The organism is Schlesneria paludicola DSM 18645, assembly GCF_000255655.1.
GTDB lineage: Bacteria > Planctomycetota > Planctomycetia > Planctomycetales > Planctomycetaceae > Schlesneria > Schlesneria paludicola.
In genome coordinates this window covers 3010763-3035192 of the sequence record NZ_JH636434.1, presented here as the reverse complement: position 1 = coordinate 3035192, position 24430 = coordinate 3010763, and the positions used below count along the sequence as shown (strand labels likewise).

Annotated in this window: 18 protein-coding genes; 8 read left to right on the top strand and 10 right to left on the bottom strand. The window is 56.8% G+C overall.

Annotated features, from left to right (window positions below):
• Positions 1-52: 52 nt before the first annotated feature.
• Both OSO_RS0114935 and OSO_RS0114925 read right to left on the bottom strand, forming a co-directional pair.
• Complete coding sequence (locus tag OSO_RS0114935) at positions 53-3058, bottom strand: VWA domain-containing protein (RefSeq protein WP_010584061.1); 3006 nt, start codon at positions 3056-3058, stop codon at positions 53-55.
• A 163-nt stretch (positions 3059-3221) separates the two neighbouring features.
• Positions 3222-5129, bottom strand: coding sequence for an ATP-binding cassette domain-containing protein (locus OSO_RS0114925; protein ID WP_010584060.1), 1908 nt, complete (start codon positions 5127-5129; stop codon positions 3222-3224).
• A gap of 304 nt (positions 5130-5433) precedes the next feature.
• Between OSO_RS0114925 and OSO_RS0114915 the strand changes: the two genes are divergently transcribed.
• Positions 5434-6855: a DUF1501 domain-containing protein gene (locus OSO_RS0114915; RefSeq protein ID WP_010584059.1), complete on the top strand. Its 1422-nt coding sequence runs from the start codon at positions 5434-5436 to the stop codon at positions 6853-6855.
• Positions 6856-7562: 707 nt separating this feature from the next.
• Here OSO_RS0114915 and cysE read toward each other — a convergent pair.
• Positions 7563-8501 (bottom strand): serine O-acetyltransferase, encoded by a 939-nt coding sequence (gene cysE, locus OSO_RS0114910; RefSeq protein WP_010584058.1) that lies wholly within the window; start codon positions 8499-8501, stop codon positions 7563-7565.
• Between the two features lie 218 nt (positions 8502-8719).
• Complete coding sequence (locus tag OSO_RS0114900; protein ID WP_157605196.1) at positions 8720-9076, bottom strand: BON domain-containing protein; 357 nt, start codon at positions 9074-9076, stop codon at positions 8720-8722.
• Between the two features lie 657 nt (positions 9077-9733).
• Here OSO_RS0114900 and OSO_RS0114885 point away from each other — a divergent pair.
• Together OSO_RS0114885 and OSO_RS0114880 are read left to right on the top strand one after the other, a co-directional pair.
• Positions 9734-10234: a hypothetical protein gene (locus OSO_RS0114885; protein ID WP_010584055.1), complete on the top strand. Its 501-nt coding sequence runs from the start codon at positions 9734-9736 to the stop codon at positions 10232-10234.
• A 187-nt stretch (positions 10235-10421) separates the two neighbouring features.
• Entirely contained in the window at positions 10422-11894 is a 1473-nt protein-coding gene (locus OSO_RS0114880; protein WP_157605195.1) for a BamB-related PQQ repeat family beta-propellar protein, read from the top strand.
• Positions 11895-11960: 66 nt separating this feature from the next.
• Here the strand turns inward: OSO_RS0114880 and hemG are convergent, their stop codons facing one another.
• From hemG to OSO_RS0114850, 6 genes are all read right to left on the bottom strand, one after another.
• Complete coding sequence (gene hemG / locus OSO_RS43585) at positions 11961-13535, bottom strand: protoporphyrinogen oxidase (RefSeq protein ID WP_010584053.1); 1575 nt, start codon at positions 13533-13535, stop codon at positions 11961-11963.
• Positions 13522-14574: a uroporphyrinogen decarboxylase gene (gene hemE, locus OSO_RS0114870; RefSeq protein WP_010584052.1), complete on the bottom strand. Its 1053-nt coding sequence runs from the start codon at positions 14572-14574 to the stop codon at positions 13522-13524. The genes hemG and hemE overlap by 14 nt, the downstream gene beginning before the upstream one ends.
• A 191-nt stretch (positions 14575-14765) precedes the next feature.
• Positions 14766-15254 carry a universal stress protein gene (locus OSO_RS0114865; protein WP_010584051.1) on the bottom strand — a complete coding sequence of 163 codons (489 nt, stop codon included), beginning with the start codon at positions 15252-15254 and terminating at the stop codon, positions 14766-14768.
• A gap of 27 nt (positions 15255-15281) precedes the next feature.
• On the bottom strand, positions 15282-15956 hold the full coding sequence (locus tag OSO_RS0114860) for a hypothetical protein (RefSeq protein ID WP_010584050.1): 675 nt from the start codon (positions 15954-15956) through the stop codon (positions 15282-15284).
• 28 nt (positions 15957-15984) lie between these two features.
• Positions 15985-16362, bottom strand: a complete 378-nt coding sequence (locus OSO_RS0114855; protein ID WP_010584049.1) for a phage holin family protein — start codon at positions 16360-16362, stop codon at positions 15985-15987.
• A 341-nt stretch (positions 16363-16703) separates the two neighbouring features.
• Positions 16704-19322 (bottom strand): AMP-binding protein, encoded by a 2619-nt coding sequence (locus OSO_RS0114850; protein ID WP_010584048.1) that lies wholly within the window; start codon positions 19320-19322, stop codon positions 16704-16706.
• Positions 19323-19980: 658 nt separating this feature from the next.
• Between OSO_RS0114850 and OSO_RS0114835 the strand changes: the two genes are divergently transcribed.
• The 5 genes from OSO_RS0114835 (at position 19981) to OSO_RS43575 (ending at position 24414) form a co-directional block, all read left to right on the top strand.
• On the top strand, positions 19981-20445 hold the full coding sequence (locus tag OSO_RS0114835; protein WP_010584047.1) for a hypothetical protein: 465 nt from the start codon (positions 19981-19983) through the stop codon (positions 20443-20445).
• A gap of 73 nt (positions 20446-20518) precedes the next feature.
• The gene (locus tag OSO_RS0114830; RefSeq protein WP_010584046.1) at positions 20519-21013 is read left to right on the top strand and encodes an Hsp20/alpha crystallin family protein; all 495 of its coding nucleotides are present in this window, start codon (positions 20519-20521) and stop codon (positions 21011-21013) included.
• A gap of 182 nt (positions 21014-21195) precedes the next feature.
• Entirely contained in the window at positions 21196-21687 is a 492-nt protein-coding gene (locus OSO_RS0114825; RefSeq protein WP_010584045.1) for a universal stress protein, read from the top strand.
• Between the two features lie 49 nt (positions 21688-21736).
• Positions 21737-22222, top strand: a complete 486-nt coding sequence (locus OSO_RS43580) for a host attachment protein (RefSeq protein ID WP_050986113.1) — start codon at positions 21737-21739, stop codon at positions 22220-22222.
• Positions 22223-22272: 50 nt separating this feature from the next.
• Positions 22273-24414 carry an acetate--CoA ligase family protein gene (locus tag OSO_RS43575; protein ID WP_010584043.1) on the top strand — a complete coding sequence of 714 codons (2142 nt, stop codon included), beginning with the start codon at positions 22273-22275 and terminating at the stop codon, positions 24412-24414.
• Positions 24415-24430 lie beyond the last annotated feature (16 nt).

Sequence of the window (24430 nt, the reverse complement as noted above, 5' to 3'; positions counted from 1 at the left end):
AATCGAAATGGCAAAAGGGACAGTGTTGTCGGTCTATAAAAATGTCGATTGGTCACTTGTCTTTGTCTCGTTTGCGCTTGAGATCCAGCAAACGCTCAGTCGTGGATGTGCCACCTTCAGCGGGTGGTGGTGTTTGGGGCGGTGGCTGTTTCACGACATTCGAAGATCCGCTCGGACTATTTCCAGGCCGTTTGGGGAATGGCATGTTGGGTAGATTGGACGAGGTCGGCATCGGCCGTTCTGTACGACGCGATTCGATCGCGGCGGCCGCAGATTGCTTGGCTTGCATCAGTGCACCCATCGTGGCGGTGGATGCCGTTCGGCGGCCCAGCCCCAGTGCGGATTTGATGGATGACCAGTCGAGTTGAATCCGACGCAGTGCCACGTCGAGTGGAACCAGAATCGCAAGGGCGACCAGCAACCAGTCGAAGATCGGCTTCGAACTGCGTTTTGGGGCTCGCCCGCGCTGATAGATTTCGTCTTTCGCCGGATCACCTGACAACACGCGCCCGCCGGTGCGATCGGCGACTTCCTGCAGCGTCTGGCGATTGGAACGGAACCGCAAGTATTCGGGTGAATAGGGGACAATGAATCCGCCGAATGCCAGATCCTTGCGTTCACCGCCCAGTCCCTGTGCCACGACGTGGTAGCGTCCATGGCCCCACAACGGGACCGTCGCCTGATAACGGCGGGGAGCGACCTGTTTGAGCTGAATGTTTTCGGTTTTTTGATTGGGGCCGGCCAGCTTGGCATTGATGTCGAGAAAGCCTTCTTCGGGGTGAAAGTCTTCCACGACGATGACGGCGTCGCCGCCCGAAGTATGGGTCGACATCCGCAGATGCCCATCCTTTTTGACGCGGCTGATATCTGTCAGCAATTGTTTGACGAAGGGTTGGAAGTGGCCCCATTGCTGCCACTGTTCGCCCCAGTTTGTGCTGAAATCGGAGGTGAACGCGGCTGTTTTGCCGAGTCCGTGTTGCCAGACGGAAAGGACGGGGTCCTGATCGTCGGCGTCATCGGCGTCGGCGGGTGCCGTCAGGATCGTCATCGCCGGGTGACCCTTGGCGCTGGTGATCACGTAACCCTTCAGTTCCGGCAGCCCTTCGATCCCCTTCAGGATTGGAGAGGGAAACGCGACCTCGGGCGTGAAGTGTTTGTTTTGCAGCATGCTGCGTTTGAGTGTCTTCGATTCCTTGATGAAGATCGCGGGCAACTGATTGGGATCATCTGGAAAGTAGTAACGGCCCCCGGTCACTTCGGCGACCGATTGCATTTTCGAGATTTCCAGTCCCCCATGCGGGAAGATCGCCACCATCGAGACACTGACTTGGGCTTCGATGAACTCTTTGATGAGTGCGGGCGTGGGCGGTTGGGGATCGCCGTCGGAGATGATGATCATGTGCCGGGTTGCGGCATCACTTTTCATCAGGCCTTTTAGCCCGAGATTCATCGTGTTCTGAAAACTGGGCATGTCGCCAATCTGGGCACCATTGATGGCGGGGACTAACTTTTCATATTCACCCGCCGGCGTGAGCTCGAACAGCCATTGTTCACCGTTCTGGGTGTAGGCCAGTACGCCGACTTCATCTTGTGCTCCGAGCACCTTAATGGCCTGCTTGGTGATCCGTTTGCCCCACGTATTTCCTTCGGCGAACTCGCACGTGTGCAGGATGATGGCGAGTGCCCCTTTAGGGAGCACTTTCTTTTGCGAGACGTCCATCGACACGGGCAGGATCTCTTCGATCACTGTGCGATGGTAACCACCGGGACCAAAGCTATTGGCACCGCCCACCATGAGGAAGCCAGAGCCGAGGTTGTAGACAGAATCGCGCACGGCCTGCAGTTGCTGGATGTCGAACTGATCTTGCGGAACGTTGACGAAGACGATGCAGTCGTACGGCATCAGCGATGCGGCGTCACGCGGCATATCCATACCATCGATCCGCTCGACGGCACGTTCACCCTCGCGAATGGCTCGTTCGAGGCTCTCCCAGTCACGACGGTCTCCGGACCCATCGGTGACCAGCAGCACTTTGCCTTCACCCTCGACGAAGATGTAGTTCAAGACCGAGTTGTTTTGCGGCAGGCTGTCCTGAGCTTTGGGCACTTCAATGCTGGCGGTGTATTCGTAGTAACCGGTCGATCTGAGTGTGATGGGAACCGTGTAGCGATTGGTTCCTTCTTTGTATTCGACCTCTTGCTCGGCGATAACGTTGCCGTTTTCACGCAGGACCAGCTTTCCCTTGCCGCCGCTCAAGGCTTTCACCAGCATCCCGGCTTCGTAGGATTCGCCCAGTTTGACGGCCTGCGGCAGGTCGAGCCGTTCCATCCAGACTTCATTGCTGTAGGAATAGTCGATCGGCAACACGTCGACGGCCACGCCGCGCGCTTTCAAATCATCCAGAATTCGGGAGAGGCTGCCTTCCGTCTGCACGCCGTCGCTGATCAGGACGATTCGGCCCTGGTTGTCTTCGGGCAGCAGTGCTCCGGCGTACGAAAGGGTCTGCTCGATATTGGTGGCACCGCGGTCGACTTGCGAATTGAACGCTTCGAACGGAAAGCTCATGCTGGGCGACAGCTCGCACGCGGGCGTCTTACCGAAAATGATCAGGCCGGCTTCGTCTTGCTTGCCCTTCGGTCGGTGGTTCTGCACTGTTTCCGTCACGTACTTGAGTGCATCGTCGGGGCTATAGATGGAGTCACTGACGTCGAGTGCAAAGACGACGGACATGACGTCTCGGGAACGAACCGCCCGGGGTTCGGCGAGAGCCATCACCAGGACGCCCAACAGTACGAGCCGTACAAGTAATGAAAGCGTTCCTCGCTTTTTGGGAAGGCCGGCATATCCGGCAAAGTGCATCCACCAGACCCACACAGACAGGACGATCAACCCCAACATCGTGGGCCGTGCAAACATCCAGACATGCGCGAATTCCAGCCACGCGCAGACACTGCCAAAGAGCACGAGGAAGACGAGCAACGGCCACGTCTCGCGCCACTGAAATGGGCGACGTGCCTTGGGGAAAAAGCTGGAGATGTACCGCCGAAGTGCCTTCATCGTGTCCACTCCGTCTCAAGGCGACTTTGGCGGGGAAGTCGGGGTGCGTCGTGTTCGATCACGAGAATCGCCTGAGAGGCAAACGAATCGGGAGCGTCGAGCGATACACCGCCTCTGTGGTCGACGTGCGGCTGGGCACTTGTGGACTTTCGCCGAGAGCACTTCATAGTTCAATTTCCACAACGCGTCTGTTACCTGTATCGCAGACATAGAGCCTGTTGCGACGGTCAATCGTCAAACCCCAGGGGGTTGAAAACTGAGCCAATGTCTGGCCGGGACCTGAATGTCCATATCGCCCCAAGAGCTTACCTTGCCGAGTGAACTTGGTGACTCGTCCCGCTCCATATTCGACGACGAACAATTCGCCGCGCGGGTTGACCGTGATGTCATAGGGGTAGTGAACCGCCCCGGCGTTCTCGGAATCGCCCATGATTCGGAGCAATTGACCTTCTTCGCTGAACACCTGCACGCGGTTGTTGAACGCATCGACGACAAACAGTTCGTGATCGTACCAGGCAATTCCGCTGGGGCGTTGAAATTGGCCCGGTTCGGTCCCGGCACCGCCGAACTGCAGGACGAACGTGCCGTCGGGCCGAAATTTCTGCACACGATCGTTCTGACCGTACTCGCAGATGTAGATAAAGTCGTCCGGGGCCTGAATGATGGAAACGGGATACACAAAGTCCCCTTCGCCGCTTCCCCGTTGCCCGAACATTCCCGTGACTTCGCCGTCGTGGTTGAAAAACACGATGCGATGATAGTGTGTATCCGCTACGGCGATTCGTCCGTCTTTCAGGACGCAGATTCCTTCCGCCTTACCTACGGAATATTCGGGCATCCACCACTGACGGGTGAGATCGCCGTTCTCGTTGAAGACCAGGACGCGGCCCGCGTTGTCGAGAACCAGATATTCATTGTCGGACGAGACCGTGATTCCTCGTGGAGCCGGAACGCGATGCCCGTCCGGCGGCATCATCCAATTCGATTCCCGTTTGACCGACAGGGTTGGCTCGGACTGACCCAGGCATCCTGAAATGAACACCATGAGGAACAGCGTCAGGATCTTGAGGACCACTTGTTCGCCGCGTTGCAGTCGCTTGGGGGTAATTGGCCGATACACGACGCGTTTCGTTGTGTGGGTGCGGGTGTCGCAGAGTTCAATTTCCGCGACGGCCCCTGCGACATGGACCTGTTGAACGGTCACGGGCGCATCGGCCTCGGCCGTGACGGCCAGCCGTTCGGGACGGACGCACCATTCCGGTGCGGTGGGAAGTTCAGCCGCGGCGGGGAATGGAACCGAATCGGTGTGGCACCAGCGGTCGCGTTCTTCCGCCGTGAACCAGTTGCAGGGGCCCAGGAGCGATGCGATTTCACGCGTTGCCGGGCGTTCATATAACTCGTCAACTTGACCTTGGAAGGGAATCCGACCTTCGAGCACGCAGATGACCTGCTGGGCTTCCTGGAGCGCCACGTCCGACTGATGCGTCGAGAATACCAACGAAATCTCATGCTGGCGGCACCAGTCACGGATAACCGACCAGTACCGTCCGCAACGCATCTCGTCGACGTGCGACAAAGGTTCATCCATCACGAGCACTCGAGCCCGTGAGAATAACGCTCGCGCGACATTTAAGCGTGATCGTTCGCCGAGCGACAACGAATCGGGACGGGCGAAAGCATGTTGCCGCAAATCAAACTGCTCCAGCAGTTCATCCGCGTCATGATCGATCTGACTTCGATCGTGGGCTGGAGCGACGGTCGTCAGGTGTTCGCGGACGCTGAGATGTGGCCAGAGCCCCTGTTGCGGCGGTGCCCAGAAAACCGCGAGTCGCTCGTCCTTTGGTGCTTTGTGGAAGGTGACTCGCCCCGAGCTGGGTTGTTCAAATCCGACGAGAAGATTCAGCAGCGACGTCTTGCCCGATCCCGACTGCCCGAGAACGGCCGTGACACCCTCTTGAATCGTGACCGTCACGTCGTCGAGTCGTGGCAAATGCCGTCCGGCGAGCGACGCGTTGACGAGCGACCAAAGCACGGGTGAATCTTTCGACGTGAAGGTGAGACGGAATGACATAAGTTTAGCGTCGTTCGAACCGCAAAGCCAAGTCAACACGCGGTTTCATTCTCTCTTTTTTCCGAACAGGTTCTCGAATTCGGTGTGAGACGGCGCATCAATGCGGTGCCGGAAGGCGACTGGATACTCCTTTTATTTTGAATTCCTCGGCCAGACGCCAGTCAGTCGCATCAATTTCCATTGAAATATCTCAACGGTTGCGAAGATAATGACGACCTACGAACAACCTGCCTTTGATTTGTCGATGCCCGCCGCCACAGAATTTGCTCGCCGAGAAATGCCGCTGTAGGAGTCTGAAAACACGATGTTAAGTCTTCAATCATCCGGCGTGCGGCTCTGTAACTCTCTTTCGCGTCGCGAAGTGATGCGGATCGGCGGTTTGGGGGCGTGTGGTCTGTCGTTGCCGCAGTTGTTGGGGCCTCGTTCACTCAGGGCGACTGAAACGGCGACGAACGTCATGATCAAGCCGTCGATCGGCAAAGCCAAGTCGTGCATCGTGCTGTTCTTGATGGGTGGACCGCCCCAGCATTCAACCTGGGACCCCAAGCCGGAAGCTCCCAAAGAAGTTCGCGGCCAGATCGGTTCGATTGAAACGTGCGTTCCCGGAGTTCGGTTTGGCGAGCTGATGCCGAAGTTGGCGCAACGAGCCGACAAGCTGGCTCTTTTGCGTGCGATTTCGACGAACGACAACGCTCATTCGTCGAGTGGATATTACATGCTGACGGGTCGCCCGCACGCACCGATGAATGCCGAGAACGTCAATCCCGGGGCTCCCAATGACTGGCCCAACTGGGGGGCGGTGTTGCAGCGATTGCGACCGCCCGCCCGCGATTTGCCGACCTCGGTTCGGTTGCCTCATCATATCTTTAATACGGATGGATCGGTCTGGCCTGGTCAAGATGGTGGCATGCTGGGGCAGTCGGCCGATCCTTGGTTGTTTCGGTGTGCACCCGCATCACCGGATTATCGAATCACGGAATTTCAATTGCCGGGGGATGTTTCGCTTGACCGTCTGTCGTTCCGCCGGGACCTGGTCCGCGCCATCGCGCGGCCGCATGAAATGAGTGCCGATGCGGGGTTGTTAAAGACGTTCGGAGATCAGCAGGAACGCGCGTATCGCGTGCTGGCCTCGGCGGCCTCGCGTGGGGCGTTTGACATTTCCGCTGAATCGGTCGCGACGCGCGAGCGATACGGAACGACGCAGTTCGGACAAAGTTGCCTGTTGGCTCGCCGGTTGATTGAAGCGGACGTCCGGCTCGTGCAAGTCAACTGGTATCGCGGTGCCGATGAACCGACGGACAAGCCTTGTTGGGATTCACACGCCGATGAGACGAATCGTTTGAAGGACGTCCTGATCCCGCCGACCGACGATGCATTCTCGGCGCTACTGGATGATCTGAGCGATCGTGGAATGCTCGATGAAACGCTGGTGGTCTGCATGTCGGAATTTGGTCGAAGTCCGAAGATGAATGCGAACGGCGGCCGTGACCATTGGGGCTCGGTCTTCTCGATCGCCCTGGCGGGCGGCGGAATCCAGGGAGGAACTGTCCACGGGAGTTCCGATGAGATCGGCGGCTTTCCCAAATCGGGACGAGTGGGACCTGAAGATTTGACGGCCACCATTCTGCATTGTCTCGGTTTTGCACCCGAGACCGAATTTCACGACATGCAGGGACGACCACACGTGATCAGCCGCGGGCAGGTGATTCAGCCGATTCTGGCTTGAGGCGTGATTTCATTGCAAGCTATGACTTGCAGGGCAACGTAGTGAAGGCGTTTTCGTTGCGTCTCGTGACCTCTGCGGCCTAACAGGCAACGCCGTGAAGGGGGACCTCGCAAGGTCGTTAAGTTGCGTCGCAGATCTTCAGGCCCAACGCGGCCGTTCAGTCTCCTCGCCAGGGTCGGAGGCGTCTTCGCCGTAGGCCCTGGACCGGATCGCATTCAGAAGATTCTGAGGTCTGAAGGACCGACGTTCTTTTTCGATTCACGATGGATCACCTGTCGATTTCGAGGCATTGGTTCGCAATAGAAATGAGACGGGGCGGTCCTTCAGACCTTTTGCAATTTGATGTGGCAGAATTCCAGGGCCTACGGCGAGGACGCCTCCGACCCTGGCTAGGAGGCTGGCCGGCCCGATTGGGCCTGAGGAAAACACATCGACTACGCGGTCCACATGAACTTGTGCTTCGCCATGATTGGAATTTGAAACTCAACCCAAAATGCTTCACAGCGTTGCCTGACAGGCCATAATAGAGCTTAGGGGCGTTTGACCCAGCCCGTTGGATCCCTGCGGTCTCCTTTGGACTGGGCTGGTTGAATGGTTGGGCCATCCGGCCCGCAGGAAATACCAGAGTTGGCCGATATTTCACGAGCAGAAATGCTTCACAGCGTTGGGCCTTTGGTGCGTAGGGCGACGATGCAAGAGCCGGCGAATCAAATGCCACTGCCGTCTTCAAAGTGATGCGGGAATTGCTGGTCCATGTCGAGAGCGGGATTCGCGCGGCAGTTGCGGGCCACGATGCGGGCGGGGACTCCTGCTACGGTGCAGTGCGGCGGGACCGAATCGAGGACGACGCTGCCGGCCCCGATCTTCGCGCCTTCGCCAATTTCGACGTTGCCCAGGATTTTTGCCCCTGCTCCGATCAAGACGCCCTGACGCACCTTGGGGTGACGGTCGCCCGTTTCTTTTCCTGTCCCGCCGAGCGTGACTTCGTGCAGGATCGAGACGTTGTCTTCAATAACGGACGTTTCACCGACGACGATTCCGGTGGCGTGATCCATCAGGATTCCCGATCCGATCCGCGCTGCGGGGTGAATGTCGACGCCGAAGACTTCAGAAATGCGATTTTGCAAAAACGCCGCCAGGAAATGGTCGTTGCGATTCCAATACCAATGCGCGACCCGGTACGCCTGCAGCGCCTGAAACCCTTTGAAAAAGACAAAGGGAATAAGATAGCCGCTCGCAACCGGATCGCGGTCGACAATGGCCTGCAGATCCTGGCGAATGGAGCGTTGGATTTGAGGAGCGTTTTGGAATGCCTGCCATAGCAGGGATCGCATTCGGTCTTCACCGAGCATTTCGGCGTTGAGTTTGGCCGACAAAATCCGGGCCAAGGCATCCTCGAGGCTAGTGGGTTCCAGCACGGACTTGTCGAGGAAGAGTAACAGCGATGCACCGCGACGTTCTTCCTGACGGGCTTCGTCGCGAATTGCGGCCCAGATGGGGTCGGCCTCGTTCGTCGAGGTGTCACGCACAGACGCATCGGCGACGCCCCCCGCACGACTGGGCGTGATCAAGCCAGCGCTTTCTGCGAATGCCACTGTGGCGGGAATGGTTTTCTGATACGACGCCAGGACCTGGTCATTGTGCATCGTGTCGTCCGGCCTTTACTGGAGACTTACCGTTCATCAAGTGCCACCGTCAATCATCATTGTCGTTCCCACTGCGCATGAATAGGGCGGATACTCGACCGAAGGGGCTGGTGACGTACGCCAACCCCTTCGGTCGAACTTCATCCATGAACTCCAACGAATCCATTCCACAGGCACATTGTCCGGAACAACAGTCGAATTGTCGGTGTCGAACGGCCTCAGCCGGTTGACGGGTCCAGCCGCGATGAGGCCGTCCATTCCTGATTCGAGTTGCGAGTCCCCGAGATGGACCACGGGCGGCGACGCGACATGGCAGGGCGAGGAACCAATGTCCTTGCGCGGACCTGAAGCGATTCGACAACCGTGGTCACACCGGAAACCGTTCGCGCGATTCGCAGTGCTTGGGCTTTGTCGTAATAGTTGGACACATTTCCCGTCAGTTCAACGATTCCGCAGAAGGCTACGGCCGAGACGCGTTCGAAACGAGCCTGATCAATACTGAGCAACGCGTCTTCGACGCGGATGCCGGTTTCAAAATTGTGTTGTGATCGATAAAGATCATTCGTTCTCATCATCATAGTCACCTGAAGAAGCACTCTGCGAAATCCGACCGACGCTGAATAGACAAGCGATCGGTCGAAGAGGATCGCAGAGATAGGTTCAGAATTTTCCTTCCGCCTGGAATGGGGCCAACGCAACGGTCACAAAGTGGGAGGGGTGGCGTCAACAACCCTGCTTCGCGGCGTCACGCGGACTGCGGCATCCTTCGGTATGGAAAAACGCGGAACCGTGATGGCGGAAATGGATTTCCGTCATCATTCTGCTCGAGGTGATTCCTGTGCTTTCGGTTGCATTCATGATCCCAGTCTCGCCAAATTCTCGTAGGTAGCGCTCTCGTTCGTGCGAGTGGCGACGGGGAGTTAATATATCACCAACATTGACGTCATTACTATCGTCGTTTGGCAACGATTCGTCAAGTCTTCTTCGGATTTTTCAGAAAACTCGACCAGACGCGGGTTCGCCACGCGCGAGTCCGAAGTGGCGCGTGCACCACAAAAACAGTTCAAACTCAGCGAAATTCGTGGAATGTTGACGAATCGGCTTGACATTCATTCAGATGACGTCGAAATTAATATCTATCAATGTTGTGATAATTTTTAGCTAGGATTTCGACCACCACATCGATCGGTCGCACGAACTGGCTTCAGGTCTTTTAGAAAGTCAGAACCCAAATGAAACAAACTCAGAATTCGCCGAAATGGTGGTCAGCCGTCGCGACCCTGAGCCGACTCGGCTGGACAGGATCGACGCCGCTGGCGTCTCTGGCCGATATCGGGGAGCCTCGGATCGGCGTGATGAGTGACGCGTTCATGCGGCCGATGTTGATTGAAGCCTGCGGCCTTTCTTCGGCCGCGTTGGCGCGACTGCGGCGGTCGGCACCGGATGATCCCGAGTTTTCGCAAATCCTTTCGGTGCATGTCGTCGATTCTGATGACAGCACGGTCACGGCACCACTCGCTGGGCATTACGTGCTTGATCGCACGCGATTGACGTTCATTCCGAATGCTCCACTTCAATCGGGACACGCCTACCGTGCCATCCTGCGCGTCTCGAATGGGGTGCCAGATGCGAGCCCGTCGGCGGATTTCACAATTCATCGCGAAATCCGCTGGGACGAACCGGCGCATCATCCGGTCACGCAGGCTCGCCAAAGTGTCGCGTCGATCAACTGACGTCGTTTAAAATGGATGGTTGGTGGCCGTTGGTCTGTTGCGACCTGATCGGCCTTCTATTTCGATACGGTCTTCCGAAGGTCACATCACAATCCGCGGTGAATTGGTTATGGTGTTGAAACGACGACGGATCGTTCCGTTCATCATGAGATCGTGCACACATTCGACGAGTTCCGCGGAGTTGACAATGCGTACTTTCAGGACGAGTGCTCTTCAATTCTGTCCCGGCTTTCTATTCGGGTTGTTGACCCTGCTGGCGTGCGGCGATTCATGTTCGGTGGCGGAAGATTGGCCGCAGTTTCGCGGAGCGCGTAGTTCGGGTGTCAGCCGGTCTCCGCGTGCACTTCCGGTCAATGTCTCTCCCAACTCGGACGTGATCTGGAAGACGAAAGTTCCACCGGGGCATTCCTCGCCGATCATCTCGAAAGACCGAATCTTCCTGACCACCGCGAATGGCGAAACGCTCAATACAATCGCGATCAACCGAGCGACGGGAACAATCTTGTGGGAAGCTCCAGCGCCACACGAGGCGATGGAGAAAATCCATAATACTGGCAGCTATGCACAATCGAGCCCGGTGACCGATGGGGATGTGGTCGTCAGCTTTTTCGGTTCGAGCGGACTGCTCGCCTATGACCGAAGCGGCAAGCTGTTGTGGTCTCACCGGATGGGGCCGTTTAAGAACGACTTTGGTGCGGGAAGCTCGCCCATCATTGAGGGTGATCTGGTCATTCTTGTCCAAGATCACGATACCGAGTCGTTTATCGCGGCGTATAACCGGCTCACTGGAGACTTGGTGTGGCGAACCGATCGCTCAGAATTTACCCGAAATTATTCCACTCCAGTGATCTGGGACGTGGACGGCAAGAAGCAGATCGTGGTTTCCGCAACTCTACGGATTGTGGGCTACGATCTCGAGACGGGCAAAGAAGTCTGGACGGTGCAGGGCGTGTCGCGGATCGTCAACATGTCGCCGATTGTCGGCCCCGACAATATCCTCTATGCCGCCTGCTTCTCACCTGGAAACGACGGTGAAAGTCGAGTGACCCCATTGCCCGTGGAGGAGCTTTTCGCGGCCGATTCCGACGGGAACGGGACCATTGAAGAGAAGGAATTTCCTGATCACCCGTTTAAAGGACGATTTACGCAAATCGATCGCAACAAGGACGGGCACATTACGAAAGACGAGTATCTGAGCGTCGCACGCACGCACTCGGATGGCAAAAATGTGTTCCTGGCGATCAGTCCTGGCGGGACGGGTGACATCACGAAAACGCACGTCCGTTGGGAGCAGAACAAGCAGTTGCCCTATTGCCCTTCACCGCTGTACTACGAGGGCAAGTTGTTCATGATCAAGGATGGCGGCATTCTTTCTGTTTTGGATGCGACGACCGGGAAGGTGCTGAAGCACGCACGTCTCAAGGCGACGGGAGGTTACTATGCGTCTCCGATCGCTGGCGATGGCAAAGTGTATCTGCTGAGTCAGAAAGGTGAGCTGACCATCGTTAACGCCGAAGCGGGTTGGGCTGAATTGCATACGGCCAACTTCGACGGCGACGGCCATGCAACGCCTGCCATCGCAGATGGTCGACTCTATTTGCGGGTCGGCGATCAGCTCTACTGCTTCGGTAAATCAGATTCTCCCGCGGCCAGCAATTGAGGGCTGTCGACGCGCGGGTCTGTTTCGAGCAGGACTCTTCTGCCTGAGTCTGTCCGCAGGCAGTGATCAATGTGCTCGGGCCCGGGGGCTTCGTTTCGAAATCAGCGACTCTGCGGCGTGTTCTGCATTGGCGATGACGTCTGGCACACCGACCCCATGATAGGCAATTCCAGCCAGCTCGAGTCCCGGTCGCTGCTGAATCCGTTGATCAATGCGTGCAATCCGTTCCAGGTGTCCGAGTGTGTACTGCGGCATGGCGCGTTCGTATCGATAGACACGCGTGAAATCGGGAGTTCCGCCCACACCAAAAATGTCTCGTAACTCGTCGCGGACCAGATCGCGTAGCTGATCATCGTCAAGCTTCAGTAGTTCTGGCTGAAGCGCCCCGCCGACGAATGTTCTCAGCAGCACATGACCCTCGGGAGCGCGATTGGGAAATTTGCGACTTGAGAATGATACGGCCAGAATTCGCCGGTGTTCAATCTGCGGGATGACCAGCCCGAACGAATCAAGCGGATGCCGGATGTCGCTCAGGCGGTGGCCCGTCACCACAAGGGCACTCGATGCGTATTCGATGTCCCGCAGTTCGGCGCTCAGGGCCGGATCAAGTGTCTCCAGGATCTTGGCGGTCGTCGCGGCCGTGCTGGCGACGATGACGGAATCGAAGTTCTGTTCCGAATCATCATCGAGTGCGAGTCGGTAGCCACCAGGATCGGCGGTCACGTCGTTTGAATGGGGGATGTTTCCCGTCGACACGAAGGTGACGCGTGTGTTCAACCGAATCTGACAGCGGGATTCGACCTGCGATTGCAGGGCCCGTACGAGATCGATCATGCCGCCTTCCAGGCCCGCAAACAGACCGTACCTGGCACCGCTCGACATCGACCGTTCGCCCGATTCCAGGGAATCGGACTTTTGGCCATCGGTCCACTTCTGCCGTTTCCGGTCTTTCGCTTTTTGAGCGAATACGGCTCGGATCAGACTGCCGTAGTCTCGTTCCATTTCCAGGAAGCGAGGCATCGTTGCAGCGAGACTCAATCGTTCCGGGTCCGCCGTATAGATGCCTCCCACAAGCGGTTGGATCAAACGTTCAAACGCTTCGCGGCCAAACCGCCGACGTGCGAAGTCGGCCAGGCTTTCATCCACCAGGGCGGTGGGCTGATCGCCGGACGGAGTTTGACCCTGAGCGTGCGCGTGTCGGGGGACGGTCCATTCCATCAGCAAACGAAGTTTGCCCCACGTCGAGAACAGTGGCGATGTGAGAATCGGCCAGATTGCCGTGGGGCTGAGCAACTGAAATCCATCAGGAACGGGGACGGGCCTGCCTTGATGCAGTACGAGAGCTCCGCGGTAGCGGGGTTCTGTGGGGATCAGGCGATTTTCGATTCCCAGTCGTCGACACAGCCCTACCGCCGCCGGTTTGTTCGTGAGGAACGAATCGGCACCCACATCGACCAAATATCCATCGATCTGCTCCGTACCGACCAGACCACCCAGCCGGGCGCCCGCTTCGAACAGCGTGATGTCGATCGGCTGGTTTGTTGTCGGTGCCAGTTCCGTCAGCCGATGTGCAGCGGCCAGTCCTGCGAGGCCGCCGCCGATAACGGCAATTCGTCGGTGCGTGTTCTCAGTTGAGGCCATGCTGTCCCATCTCATGCACCATTTGCACGAGTGCTTTCACATGCTCGGGGGGCACTTCCGGAAAAACTCCATGGCCCAGGTTGAAGATGTGTCCAGGTCGGCCGGCTGCGGCGGTCAGCACGGCTTTGGCTCGCTGCTTCAAAATCGGCAAATCAGCCATCAGCGACACGGGATCAAGATTGCCTTGAACGGCCACATCGTATCCGACCGTTTTCCAGGCCTCGCCCAAATCGACTCGCCAGTCGATGCCGATCACGTCGCCGCCGGATTCGCGCAGCAACGGCAGCAGTGCGGGATTTCCGGTGAGGAAGTTAATGACAGGGGTCCCCTTGTGAACGCCTTCGACGACCTGGCGCGTGTAGGGCAGGACATACCGCCGATAGTCATCGGGTGACAAGCATCCGGCCCAACTGTCGAAAAGCTGGACCGCCTGACAGCCTGCATCGATTTGCGCGTTCAAGTACCGGATCAGGCTGCGGCTGAGTCGCTCCATGAGCGTTCGCCACGCGCCTTCGTCGTTGTACATCATCGACTTGGTGGTCACATAGTTTCGTGAGCTACCGCCTTCGATAGCGTACGAAGCCAGGGTGAAGGGCGCACCCGCGAAACCGAGTAGCGGAATGTCGCCGGGCAGATCACGACGAATCTGGCGGACCGTTTCGAACACGAAGTGCAGCGCTTCAACGTCTTCGAGTTCTTGGAGTCGGTCGACTTCGGCCCCGGTTCGAATCGGGTTATGGATGACAGGACCTTCACCCTTGGCATATTCCAGGTCGATGCCCATGGGTTCGAGCATCGGCAGCAGGTCGGCAAACAGGATCGCCGCATCGACACCCAGCACGCGTTGCGCTGTCAGGGTGACTTCGGCGGCCAATTCTGGCGATTTGCAGAGTTCGATGAATGAGACTTTGCTACGGACGGACATGTATTCCGGCAGATAACGACCTGCCTGACGCATGATCCAGATCGGCGTGGTGTCAGTCGGTTCGCGGCGGGCGGCTTTGAGGAAACGGCAATTCTGTAAGGCAGGCGATAGCATGGTGGCTCCGATAGAGTGAGCCCGCGATTGTAGCGCACTCCCCGCTCCAAGGGAAACTCGCTAAACCGATGAGTCGCAAGTTCATTCGATCTTGCCAGCGACCCCATGGTTTGTCAGCGGTCTATCCATCCCAGGGCCCTTGACCGACCGACCCGTTCTGTCGCTGAATGATGACAGGATTTTCGCGTTGATTACGTGTTGGCCGGATTGTCGTCGATCACAAACTGATGACCTTTGGGATGAATCGTCAGGACCGGGCAGGTGGCCAACCGCACAACCTTTTCGGCATTTGAGCCGAGCAGGAGGTGAGAAAGCCCCGTATGGCCGTGCGTCCCGACGACGATCAGGTCGATTTCGTGCGTCTTAGCGTAGGTAATGATGGCGTTAACAGGGTTGCCGACTTCAACATGGCGAACGATCTGATGGCTGTCGGCCCAGGGGCGATTGACTTCGTTTTGCAGTCGTTTCGAAGCAATTTCGACATCGGCCTGCAGATTCGTAACGGGCATCGTCCATGAGGTCGATGCATCGGGAAGTGGCATGTAGACTTCCGGAACGATGTGAATCAGATGTAGTTCCGATTGAAAACGGTCTGCCAACTCCATGGCATACTTTTGCGCCTGCCGGGCGGGTTCACTGAAATCCGTCGGAAACAGAATGCGAGAGATGCGAATGTTCATGGGATGGCCTTTTCGATTGCAAGCGGTTTAGTTCAACTCGATCACGCCACTGACATTTTCCTCGTCAGAATGAATACGACGAGCAGGCTCGACATCGTTTTGACACGGCGAGGTGCCGTCCAGATCATACTCTTCGTTCGGACGAGACTCCTTTTCGTGAAGCGTTGACGGATTCAGGTGGCCGGCGGCAATCGCACTGTCGACGATCCGATCGACCACGACCGGAATCGCGCGTGATGCCAAGGCCGAAATGATGTTGGTCAACGAGTGGATGGCCAATTCGCTGAGCTGTTGCCGCGACGTGGTCCACACGTTTGTTTGATCGTCGACGGCGGTTGCGATGGTGGGAGCTGGATTCGCAGGATTGACCGATTCTGTATGCTCGGCATCGGGATTCGCGGTCGAAATGGATTGAGGAGCAGCTGTCGTCGGTGCGTGAGCCGCTTTCTTTCTGCCCAGGATCCGTCCGATCATCAAGTAGCCCAGGACCGACGAGCCTCCGAGGACAAGCCAGGGATGGCGTTGCAATTGTTGTCGAACGTCAAGCATGCTGGTCAGCGAACGACCTGCCTTGCGGACGACCTGCGTCACGGCTTCTGCGGTCTCTGTTTTGACCTGGACGCCCAATGAATCCAGTTTTTCGGAAAGATTGGCTTTTGTTTCTTCCATTTGTTTCAGAAGGATTTGCTTCCGATTCGTCATTGCGGACTTTCCTGCGGCTTCTAGGATGTCAGTTCGATTGGGCGTGGTGGGAAGAGAGCATTTTTCGCCCCATCCACACCATGATCGTCGAGGTCGTGATCAAGACGGCTGTCACGATGCCGTAGCAGGCCCACATGGGAAGCCATGCTGGATCGGTACCGATTGGCGAAGTCGCCCAATGCAAAAGGTGGGCGAACATCACGCACAATATCGTGGCCGCAATGAACGCAATCGCCACTCCCGAGGCAACGAGGGTCATGGCGACCGTGCGGCGGTGGACTTCCTCTTCAAACTCGTACTGCATCAGCTTCAACTGCTGTTCGAAAAGCAATTGAACGTCGGAAATGATATCCGCCATCAGTGACGCGGCAGTCTGTTTCGGTGAGTCCGTCGGATCGATGGACATCAATTAACCCTTCACTCTCGGACGACGAATTTTGCTCATTCGGACGATATCACACGGACCTGAATGAATCACTCGACGGGCGTTCAAGCTTGGCGGCGCCGCCAAGCTTGAACGCCCGCAAGCCTGATCGACGAGGATCAAGCAGGAATGGTGGATTCGGGACCTGGTGATCTTTCAAAGTAGGATCTTTCGGAGTCCAGAGTCTTGCGAGTTATCGAACCGTTTCCAAGGATTCGGGTGATCGGGGATACCAAGGCCGCGTAGCAGGTGGCGGCATTTATCGGGTTTGAGTTCGTCGTCGGCATCAATCACCTTTCGTAGCTCGTTGCAATCACGATTGCCTATTTGATCAATGATCGCAATTGCCGATAGTCGATCTTTCCAGTCCCAAGAACCGGGATCTTGTCGAGGTGATGCACGGCATCGAGTCGCATCACACCACGGAATCCTTCGTGGGCCAATAGGGCATTGGCTTCCGCGAGCTCGATGGGCAACGTGGTGAAAAGGACGATCCGACGGCCGGAGTCGAATTCGATTCCTTCCACGGCGACGCGCGGACCATCGTCGTCCGGCGGATATTTGCTGACAAATGGATCTTCCAGCGCCGGAAGTGAGATCATTTCACCGCCCGCTTTGACGAATCGCTTCAAGCGTCCCTCGAAATGGATGAAGCCATCGGAGTCAACCGAAACCAGATCGCCTGTGACGTACCACTGCGTTCCGTTCCGTTCAACGAAGGGTGACGTTTCGTCGCCGAGGTACCCTGGGAACACGGTTGGGCCGCTGACCTGCAGCATTCCCATCGTTCCGATCGGGACCTCGGTGTCGGTTGCAACGTCGACGACACGGATTTGCAGACCGGGCAACGGGATGCCAATCGTTCCGGGGCGATTTTGCGCCGTGCGATTCGCGGAAATCAGCGGCGAGCATTCCGTCACGCCGTACCCTTCGAGCATCGTGGCCTTAGGCATCAGTCGTCCGGTGGCTTCGAATAGCGAGTGCGGACACTTTTCGGCACCGACGGCAATCCAGCGGATTGAATCCAATTCTCCAGGACGCGAGCGTTCAATCAGATGACCAATCAGAGACGGCATGCCAACGAGGACTGTGGGGGCATACGAGGAAATCTTCCGTGATAAGTTTGCGGTATCCGTCGGATCGGGATGATGCACTACCCGAATCCCCCCCAGTAGCGGCAAGAGTCCCGTCATGGTAAAGCCAAAACTGTGAAACATGGGCAAAAATCCCAGCACCGAATCTTTTGTCGTCAGTTCCAAGACGCTGGGGAGCATCCGCAAATTCGCAATGATGTTGTGATGGGTCAGCGGCACGCCTTTCGGTGCCTTTTCGGACCCGGATGTGAATAGAATCACGCTTGTGGAATTCGGGTCGACGCGGGGCACGCTCTGGCGAACCCGGGACGGGAACATGCGGGTCTTGAGCAGCGTGCAGAGGCTTTCGAACAGACCGACTTCCCGCCGCAGGTCTTCGACGTCGATGAACGTAATTCCGTCGATCGAAATATTCAGGCGGTCACGCAATTGACGTGAGGTCACCACGTGTGTGACCTCCGTCAGTTTCACTGCATGGGCCAGGTTCGCGGGGCCCGTTGTCCAATTCAGTAGAATGGGTAGCTTGTTCGCGAGATACAATGCGAACAACATGATGTCGCTGGCGACGGAGGCAGGTAACATCAAGCCGACATTTTTTCCTGTCAGACGCTCGAAGCGGCGCGCCATCACCAGGGCACCGACCAGCAGCCGTTCATAGGTGACAACCCCCGACAAATCATCCGCGGCGGCGATGTCCCCGGGTGTGCTAAGTGCTCGTTCGACAAATGCCGCGGGAATTGATTCTGCAAGCACGCAAAGCGGCTTCACGTTCGTGGGTGGTTTGAACCAGGCTGCCGGTGCGACGGTCGCTTCTGTCTCGCGACACCCCTGTGCCATCGCCATTAGTTCACCAACCGTCAATGGCGACGCATCAATCGTTCTGCCAAAACGATGTTCAATCCCAACGGCGACTTCCATACGTTGCAGGCTGTCGAGACCCAGGTCTTCGAGTTTCGTGTCGAGTTTCAATTCCTCGATCCCGACCGGCCTGTGAAGCTGATTCGTCAGGATTTCCGCGATGCCAATACGGGTGTCCTGCGTGATCTCGGAGGGGTCGATTTGGATATGGACAGACTGAAGGCGGGGGAACTGATAGTCGCGGGCACCAAACAGAAAATGATAAGGAACATGTGTCGGCGGTTCTGGCCCTTCTGTGTTGTACCAGGTTTCGAAATCGCGGTTGATCCTATCGCGTTCGAGGCTTGTTAAATCGGCACGATTCAGCTCCTTCATCGTGATCTTCACATGCCGGCGTGGCATGAAAAAGAGGAGGTTGGCGAGCAAGAGCAATCCGCCGTTGAGGATGCAGCCGGGCAAATTCGGCAGTCTCGCCTTTCGTGCATAGCTGAACATGCTGCCCCACAATCCGCGGGTCCGTACCATCAGCACGGTCGCTTCGGGGACCGCATTCAGGATGTCCGTCAGTGCGCGGGCCGAACCCAGTCGTTCCACGCCATCGCGTTGTGCATGCCCTGATGGCCAAAGGATGAAATTCTCGCCTCGCCGAAGGCCGGCGATGACCTCCGCGACGGCCTGCTCCGCCCGCTCATAGGCTTCACGACTTGGGCGTCTCAAATCGGGGATGGAGACCGCTTGCAGCAATTTGAACAGCAGCGTTCGAATGAGGCCGCTGAAATTTCCTTCGTAGAGCACCGTTCGTGGATGATATGAATCATGAAGAAGTGCAAGCAACAGGACCGGGTCGATCAAGGCGGGATGGTTCGGGAGGATTAGAACCGGCCTTTTAACCCCCTTTGCGTCCGGCCAGTCGATGCGTTTCACGGTGTAGCGAAACGAGAGTACGAGACGCAGCAGGGCGGAGACGACGAGCTGCACGAAACGGAACATGCGAAGACCTCGATCGAATAACTTCATCTCGAATGCGTGTGACGAATGGCCGCATGATTCATGCTTGTCGCGGCAATCGTCACGATCGAACTGAAGACGCTCCTCAATTCACCGGGACAATCACACTGTACTGGATTCAGAAAGCATTCGCGTTGTTTCATTAACAGGTCGGCCACTTGGGCGTGGTGGCGATCGTGATCAAATTGAAACCTACCTGCCGTGGCCCTTGTCTGCGCCTGGTTGAATGCCATTGGGTGAATGCCATTCAACTGGAAAAAAATCGTTCAACGAGTTCGATCAAGCTTTCACGCAAATGCGCAAGCAACCCATCACAACCCCCATGATCATCTTGATACGTCAGGTCGTTCCCTGAAATTCGACCGAATCGGCTGATTCGGCATGCCTCATGCAACCGCTCATTCCCGCCGCTGGCGAGTCTTTGATGGAGGCAAGGCACCACGAATTCTGACTGGGGCGCCACTGCGAATGATAGGCAAAAGACATGCCAGTATGGTGAGAAACTGCTAATTCAGAATGGGGCGATCATATGTCCCTTTGTGCCAAGGAATGTGATTGGAATTGCGCCTAGGGCGGGCGATTGCTGTTGTCGTGGGGGTTGTGAATTGGTCGTCGTTCACTGCAGGGGCAGAACCAAACTATGGTCGCGACACTTCTGGAAATGACGAAACCGACAATGGCATTCGACCATGAACGGCTTCGACTTGAATTCTTGCCCAAGGAAACGGAGCAGCGGCCATGTGGTCGATGTTGTAGTGACGGATTGGCTGATGCGAGTTTCTGTTGTGAGCAACTGGAACAGGAGACACATCAGGTCACGATGTCGGATGTTGAGATCACCAGGCCAGCTCAGGGCGATGCATTCCCGCATCGTGACGACGAAGAGGTGTGGTCGATGATCCAAGGCGGCTTGGCGAGGGCGGGCCACAGATTGAACAACGTGACGTGCACTGTCGACGCGACAACGCTCTGCCTGGGGGGAACCGTTCATCGCTATTTCCATTTGCAGCAGGCAATCGAGATCGCTCGTCGATTGGCGTTCGGACGACGCATCGACCTCCAGGTTGCAGTGATTTCAAGACCTGACAAACCGTCGCAGGTTTGATCGAGGCAATGCCATCAACGGCGGTGGTCGCCTTTGAATGGTACCAGAGGGCTCGTTTACAGGAGAAGAAACGATGACGACAGCGGTGACCAAAAAAGCCGAAGGAACTGAAACGAAGGAAGGACTTGCGTTGGCGCGAGATCCTTGGCAGAGCTTTGGATTTCCGTCGCTCAATCGAATGCGGCGCGAATTTGATGAGATGCTGAGCAGGTTCTTCACGGATGTCCCGGCGCTCTGGAATGCCGAGCGGGGCGACGGCCGGTGGGCATTCGATGTCGAGGACCATCCCGATGCGTATCTCATTAAGGCGGAAGCACCCGGTTTTGAACTCAAGGACTTCAAAGTCGACGTGCGTGGAAATCAATTGGTGATGCAGGCGAAACGGTCAGAGAAAAAGAAGGAAAAAGACAAGGAATCGTTCTCCGCGACGGAGTACTACCATGCGATGATGATTCCGCCTTTTGTCGACACCCACAAGATTTCAGCGAACTATAAGCATGGCGTGCTTCAGCTATCGCTGCCAAAGACGGAAGAAGGGAAAGGTCGCAATATCCCGGTCAATGGATGAATGACCATCAACGCCGCACCTGAACGGGAGCTCAGAAGCGTGTACAAACTTCTGGGCTCTTCCGTTCGATCTGTTTCCATCGCGATTCACACCTTGTTGTGCACGGGTTCATCGCCGAAAATCGAGTTGTTCCTACGGTGAGAGGCCCGCAACATCTTGTGGTACAAATTTGGAGACAACCCATGCTGAAAATCAGAACCATCCTGGTCCCCACAGATTTCTCAGAGAATGCGAATCAGGCATTGGGATTGGCCCGCTCGTTAGCACGTGATCACGGTGCAACATTGGTCGTCGTCCACATCCCACTACCGCCGCCGTCGGATTTGCACAATTACCTTTCGTTGTCGTCGTTAACAATGATCGAAGACGAGTGTAAGGATCGGCTTCGCACAGTCACCGCGTCTATTGACGATGTGAAGGTGGAAACGAGAGTCAGTATTGGGGATGCCGGACCGAATATTGTGTCCATTGCGTCGGACTGCGACGCGAGCTTGATCGTGATGGGGACGCACGGGCTGACAGGATTGACGAGAATTTTGCTGGGTAGTGTCGCAGAGTTTGTCATGCGAAACGCTCCCTGCCCCGTGATGACCATCAAACAAGGCACCGCCGAGCGAATGCAGCGGGACGCCGTGGTCGAACCGAGCATTGAACGCAGTCCGCCACCACAGTGAATCCGCCTGCTCGGAAATGCACGAATCGCTTTTATCGGAGAATTTTCCAATGATTACTGTTGATTGGGTCCTGGTAGCCGACCGTTGCCATGCCAAAATCTTGCATGCCTTGCCCAGCACGGTCAGCAAGTTTCAGACCTTGCATAGTCTTGTTCATCCTGAAGGGCGGCTGACGCCGCAAGAGATGGAGAGTGATGCGCCGGGGCGGGTCCAACTTGCCGGAAATGCGCGTTCGACGGTTGAGCCCCATGAAGATCGAAAGCAGGTCCAGTCGAAGCGATTTGCCCATGAGATATCCGAGATTCTGGTACGCGAATCTCAAGATCGACGCTTCGATCGTTTGTTCGTGATTGCCCCGCCGTCGTTTCTGGGAGTCTTGCGCGAAACGTGGCCTCGCATTGTGCAAGATCGAATCGCTCTCGAACTCGCCAAGGATCTGATGCCGTTGGCCGAGGCGGAGCTGACGTTGCGACTTTCGGAGATCATCGCGTCGGTTGATCTGGAAGCGAAGCCGCACGTCGTGGGCGCGATTTGACGTCCGTTCTGATATGGGCAGATAGGCCGACGTAATCGGAGCAGGCAGTGATGAGAGATGACGGACTTCAAGCGATTTTTGCTCCGAAATCGATTGCGGTCGTGGGGGCCAGTGATAAACCGGGGTCTGTCGGTGGGGCCCTCTTCGCGAATCTCAAAGCGACCGGATACCAGGGGGAACTTTTCGCCATCAATTCGAAACACCTGCTTGTGCAGGGCGAACGCGCGTACGAGTCGCTGGCGAAGTTGCCCCGGGTTCCCGATCTGGTCGTGGTTTGTACGCCCGCATCGACGGTTCCGTGTCTGGTCCAAGAATGTGGTCGACTCGGCACGCGGGGAATGATTGTCATTTCCGCCGGATTTCGCGAAGCGGGAGCCGATGGCCGAAGGATTGAATCGGAACTTGTCGCGGCCGCTCGAGAGTTTCCTCTGCTGCGCTTTATCGGGCCAAACTGCCTGGGAGTTCTGCGACCTGTTCACAAACTTAACGCGAGTTTTTCACCCGTCATGCCCCATCCCGGAAGGATTGCCTTTCTGTCGCAATCGGGGGCGTTGTGCACTGCGATTCTGGATTGGTCGGCCGAGCGTGAGCTGGGATTTTCGGCTTGTGTGTCCGTCGGCAATATGACAAATGTCGGTATGGGGGATCTGATTGACTATTTTGCCGAGGATCAACAGACGGATGCGATCCTGTTGTATCTCGAAGGACTCGACCAGGCGTCGCATTTCTTGTCGGCCGCGCGAAAGTGTGCGCGGCACAAGCCGGTGATCGTCTGCAAGTCGGGCCGCTTCGCCGAATCGGCACTCGCCGCGGTGTCGCATACCGGTGCGATTGCCAGCGCCGATGCGGTGTGTGACATCGCGTTTCGGCATGCCGGGATTGAACGGGTTGATACCATCGAAGAGCTGTTTGACTGCGCGAGTTTACTGATCGCTCATGGTGCGCCCGAAGGAGATCGACTGGCCATAGTGACAAACGCGGGAGGTCCAGGTGTCATGGCCAGCGATGCCTGGCTGGCACTTGGGCATCCTCTGTCGCGGTTGTCCGAGGAATCGATCGAGTCGCTGAATCGCGTACTCCCTTCGTGCTGGTCGCATCGCAATCCTGTCGATGTTTTGGGCGACGCGGGATGTGCGCGATTTCAGGCTGCGATTCAGATCGTCGCTCAAGATCCCAATGTGGATGCGTTGCTCGTCATTCTGACCCCGCAGACCATGACCGACCCCGAACGGATTGCCGAATCAATTGTCGTGGCACGTGCCAACGGAACCAAACCGATTGTGGTGGCATTTATTGGGGGAGCGGCTGTTACGACGGGGCGAACCATTCTCAGGCGGGCTGGTGTCCCCAACTATGATTTTCCGGAAGAGGCCGTCCGTGCGTTAAGTCATGTGACCGCGCTCCGCCGAAAACAATGTGCGGCCACCTCATTCGATTCCGTGAATACTTCGGCAACGCCTGAATCCTTGCGACGATTGGGGCGTGCCGTCACGAGCGAGCAAATCGCATTCTGGCGTGCGGAACTGGCCGAGAAGCAGGGCTTACTGGATGAACGAAAATCCAAATCGCTGCTTGCAGACTTTGGAATCCAAGTTGTCCAGGGGCGGCTTGCCGCGTCTGCCGACGCCGCGGAGGAGATTGCAGAGCAAACCGGCTATCCCGTCGTACTCAAGGTACTGTCGCCTGATATTTCCCATAAGACGGATGTCGGCGGGGTCATGCTGAATATTCCGAATGCGCAAAGCGTCCGAGAGGCATTCGCCACGATGATGAAGGTTGTGCGCGAACGAAGCCCGAGCGCACGCATTGAAGGCGTCTCTGTACAACCGATGGTGTCGATCGCACGGGGCGTCGAGCTGATCCTCGGGATGACTCGTGACCCACAACTGGGACCAGTCGTTGTCATCGGTGCGGGTGGAATCACCGCGGAACTTCAGCGGGATACGGCCATGGAACTGCCCCCCTGTGATGAGCAGACCGCCGACCGGATGCTCCGCTCACTCAGGCTGTATCCAATCCTCGAAGGCTATCGTCAACGCCCGGGCGTTGACCTCGTTCAGTTGAAGCTCACCATGAAGAGGTTCTTCCAACTTGTCGAGGATTTGCCAGAACTTTCGATGGTCGAAATCAACCCGCTGTTGGCAACGGCAACCACCTGCATCGCCCTTGATGGACGAATGTCGGTGGGCTGATGAAGCTGGAGTGACC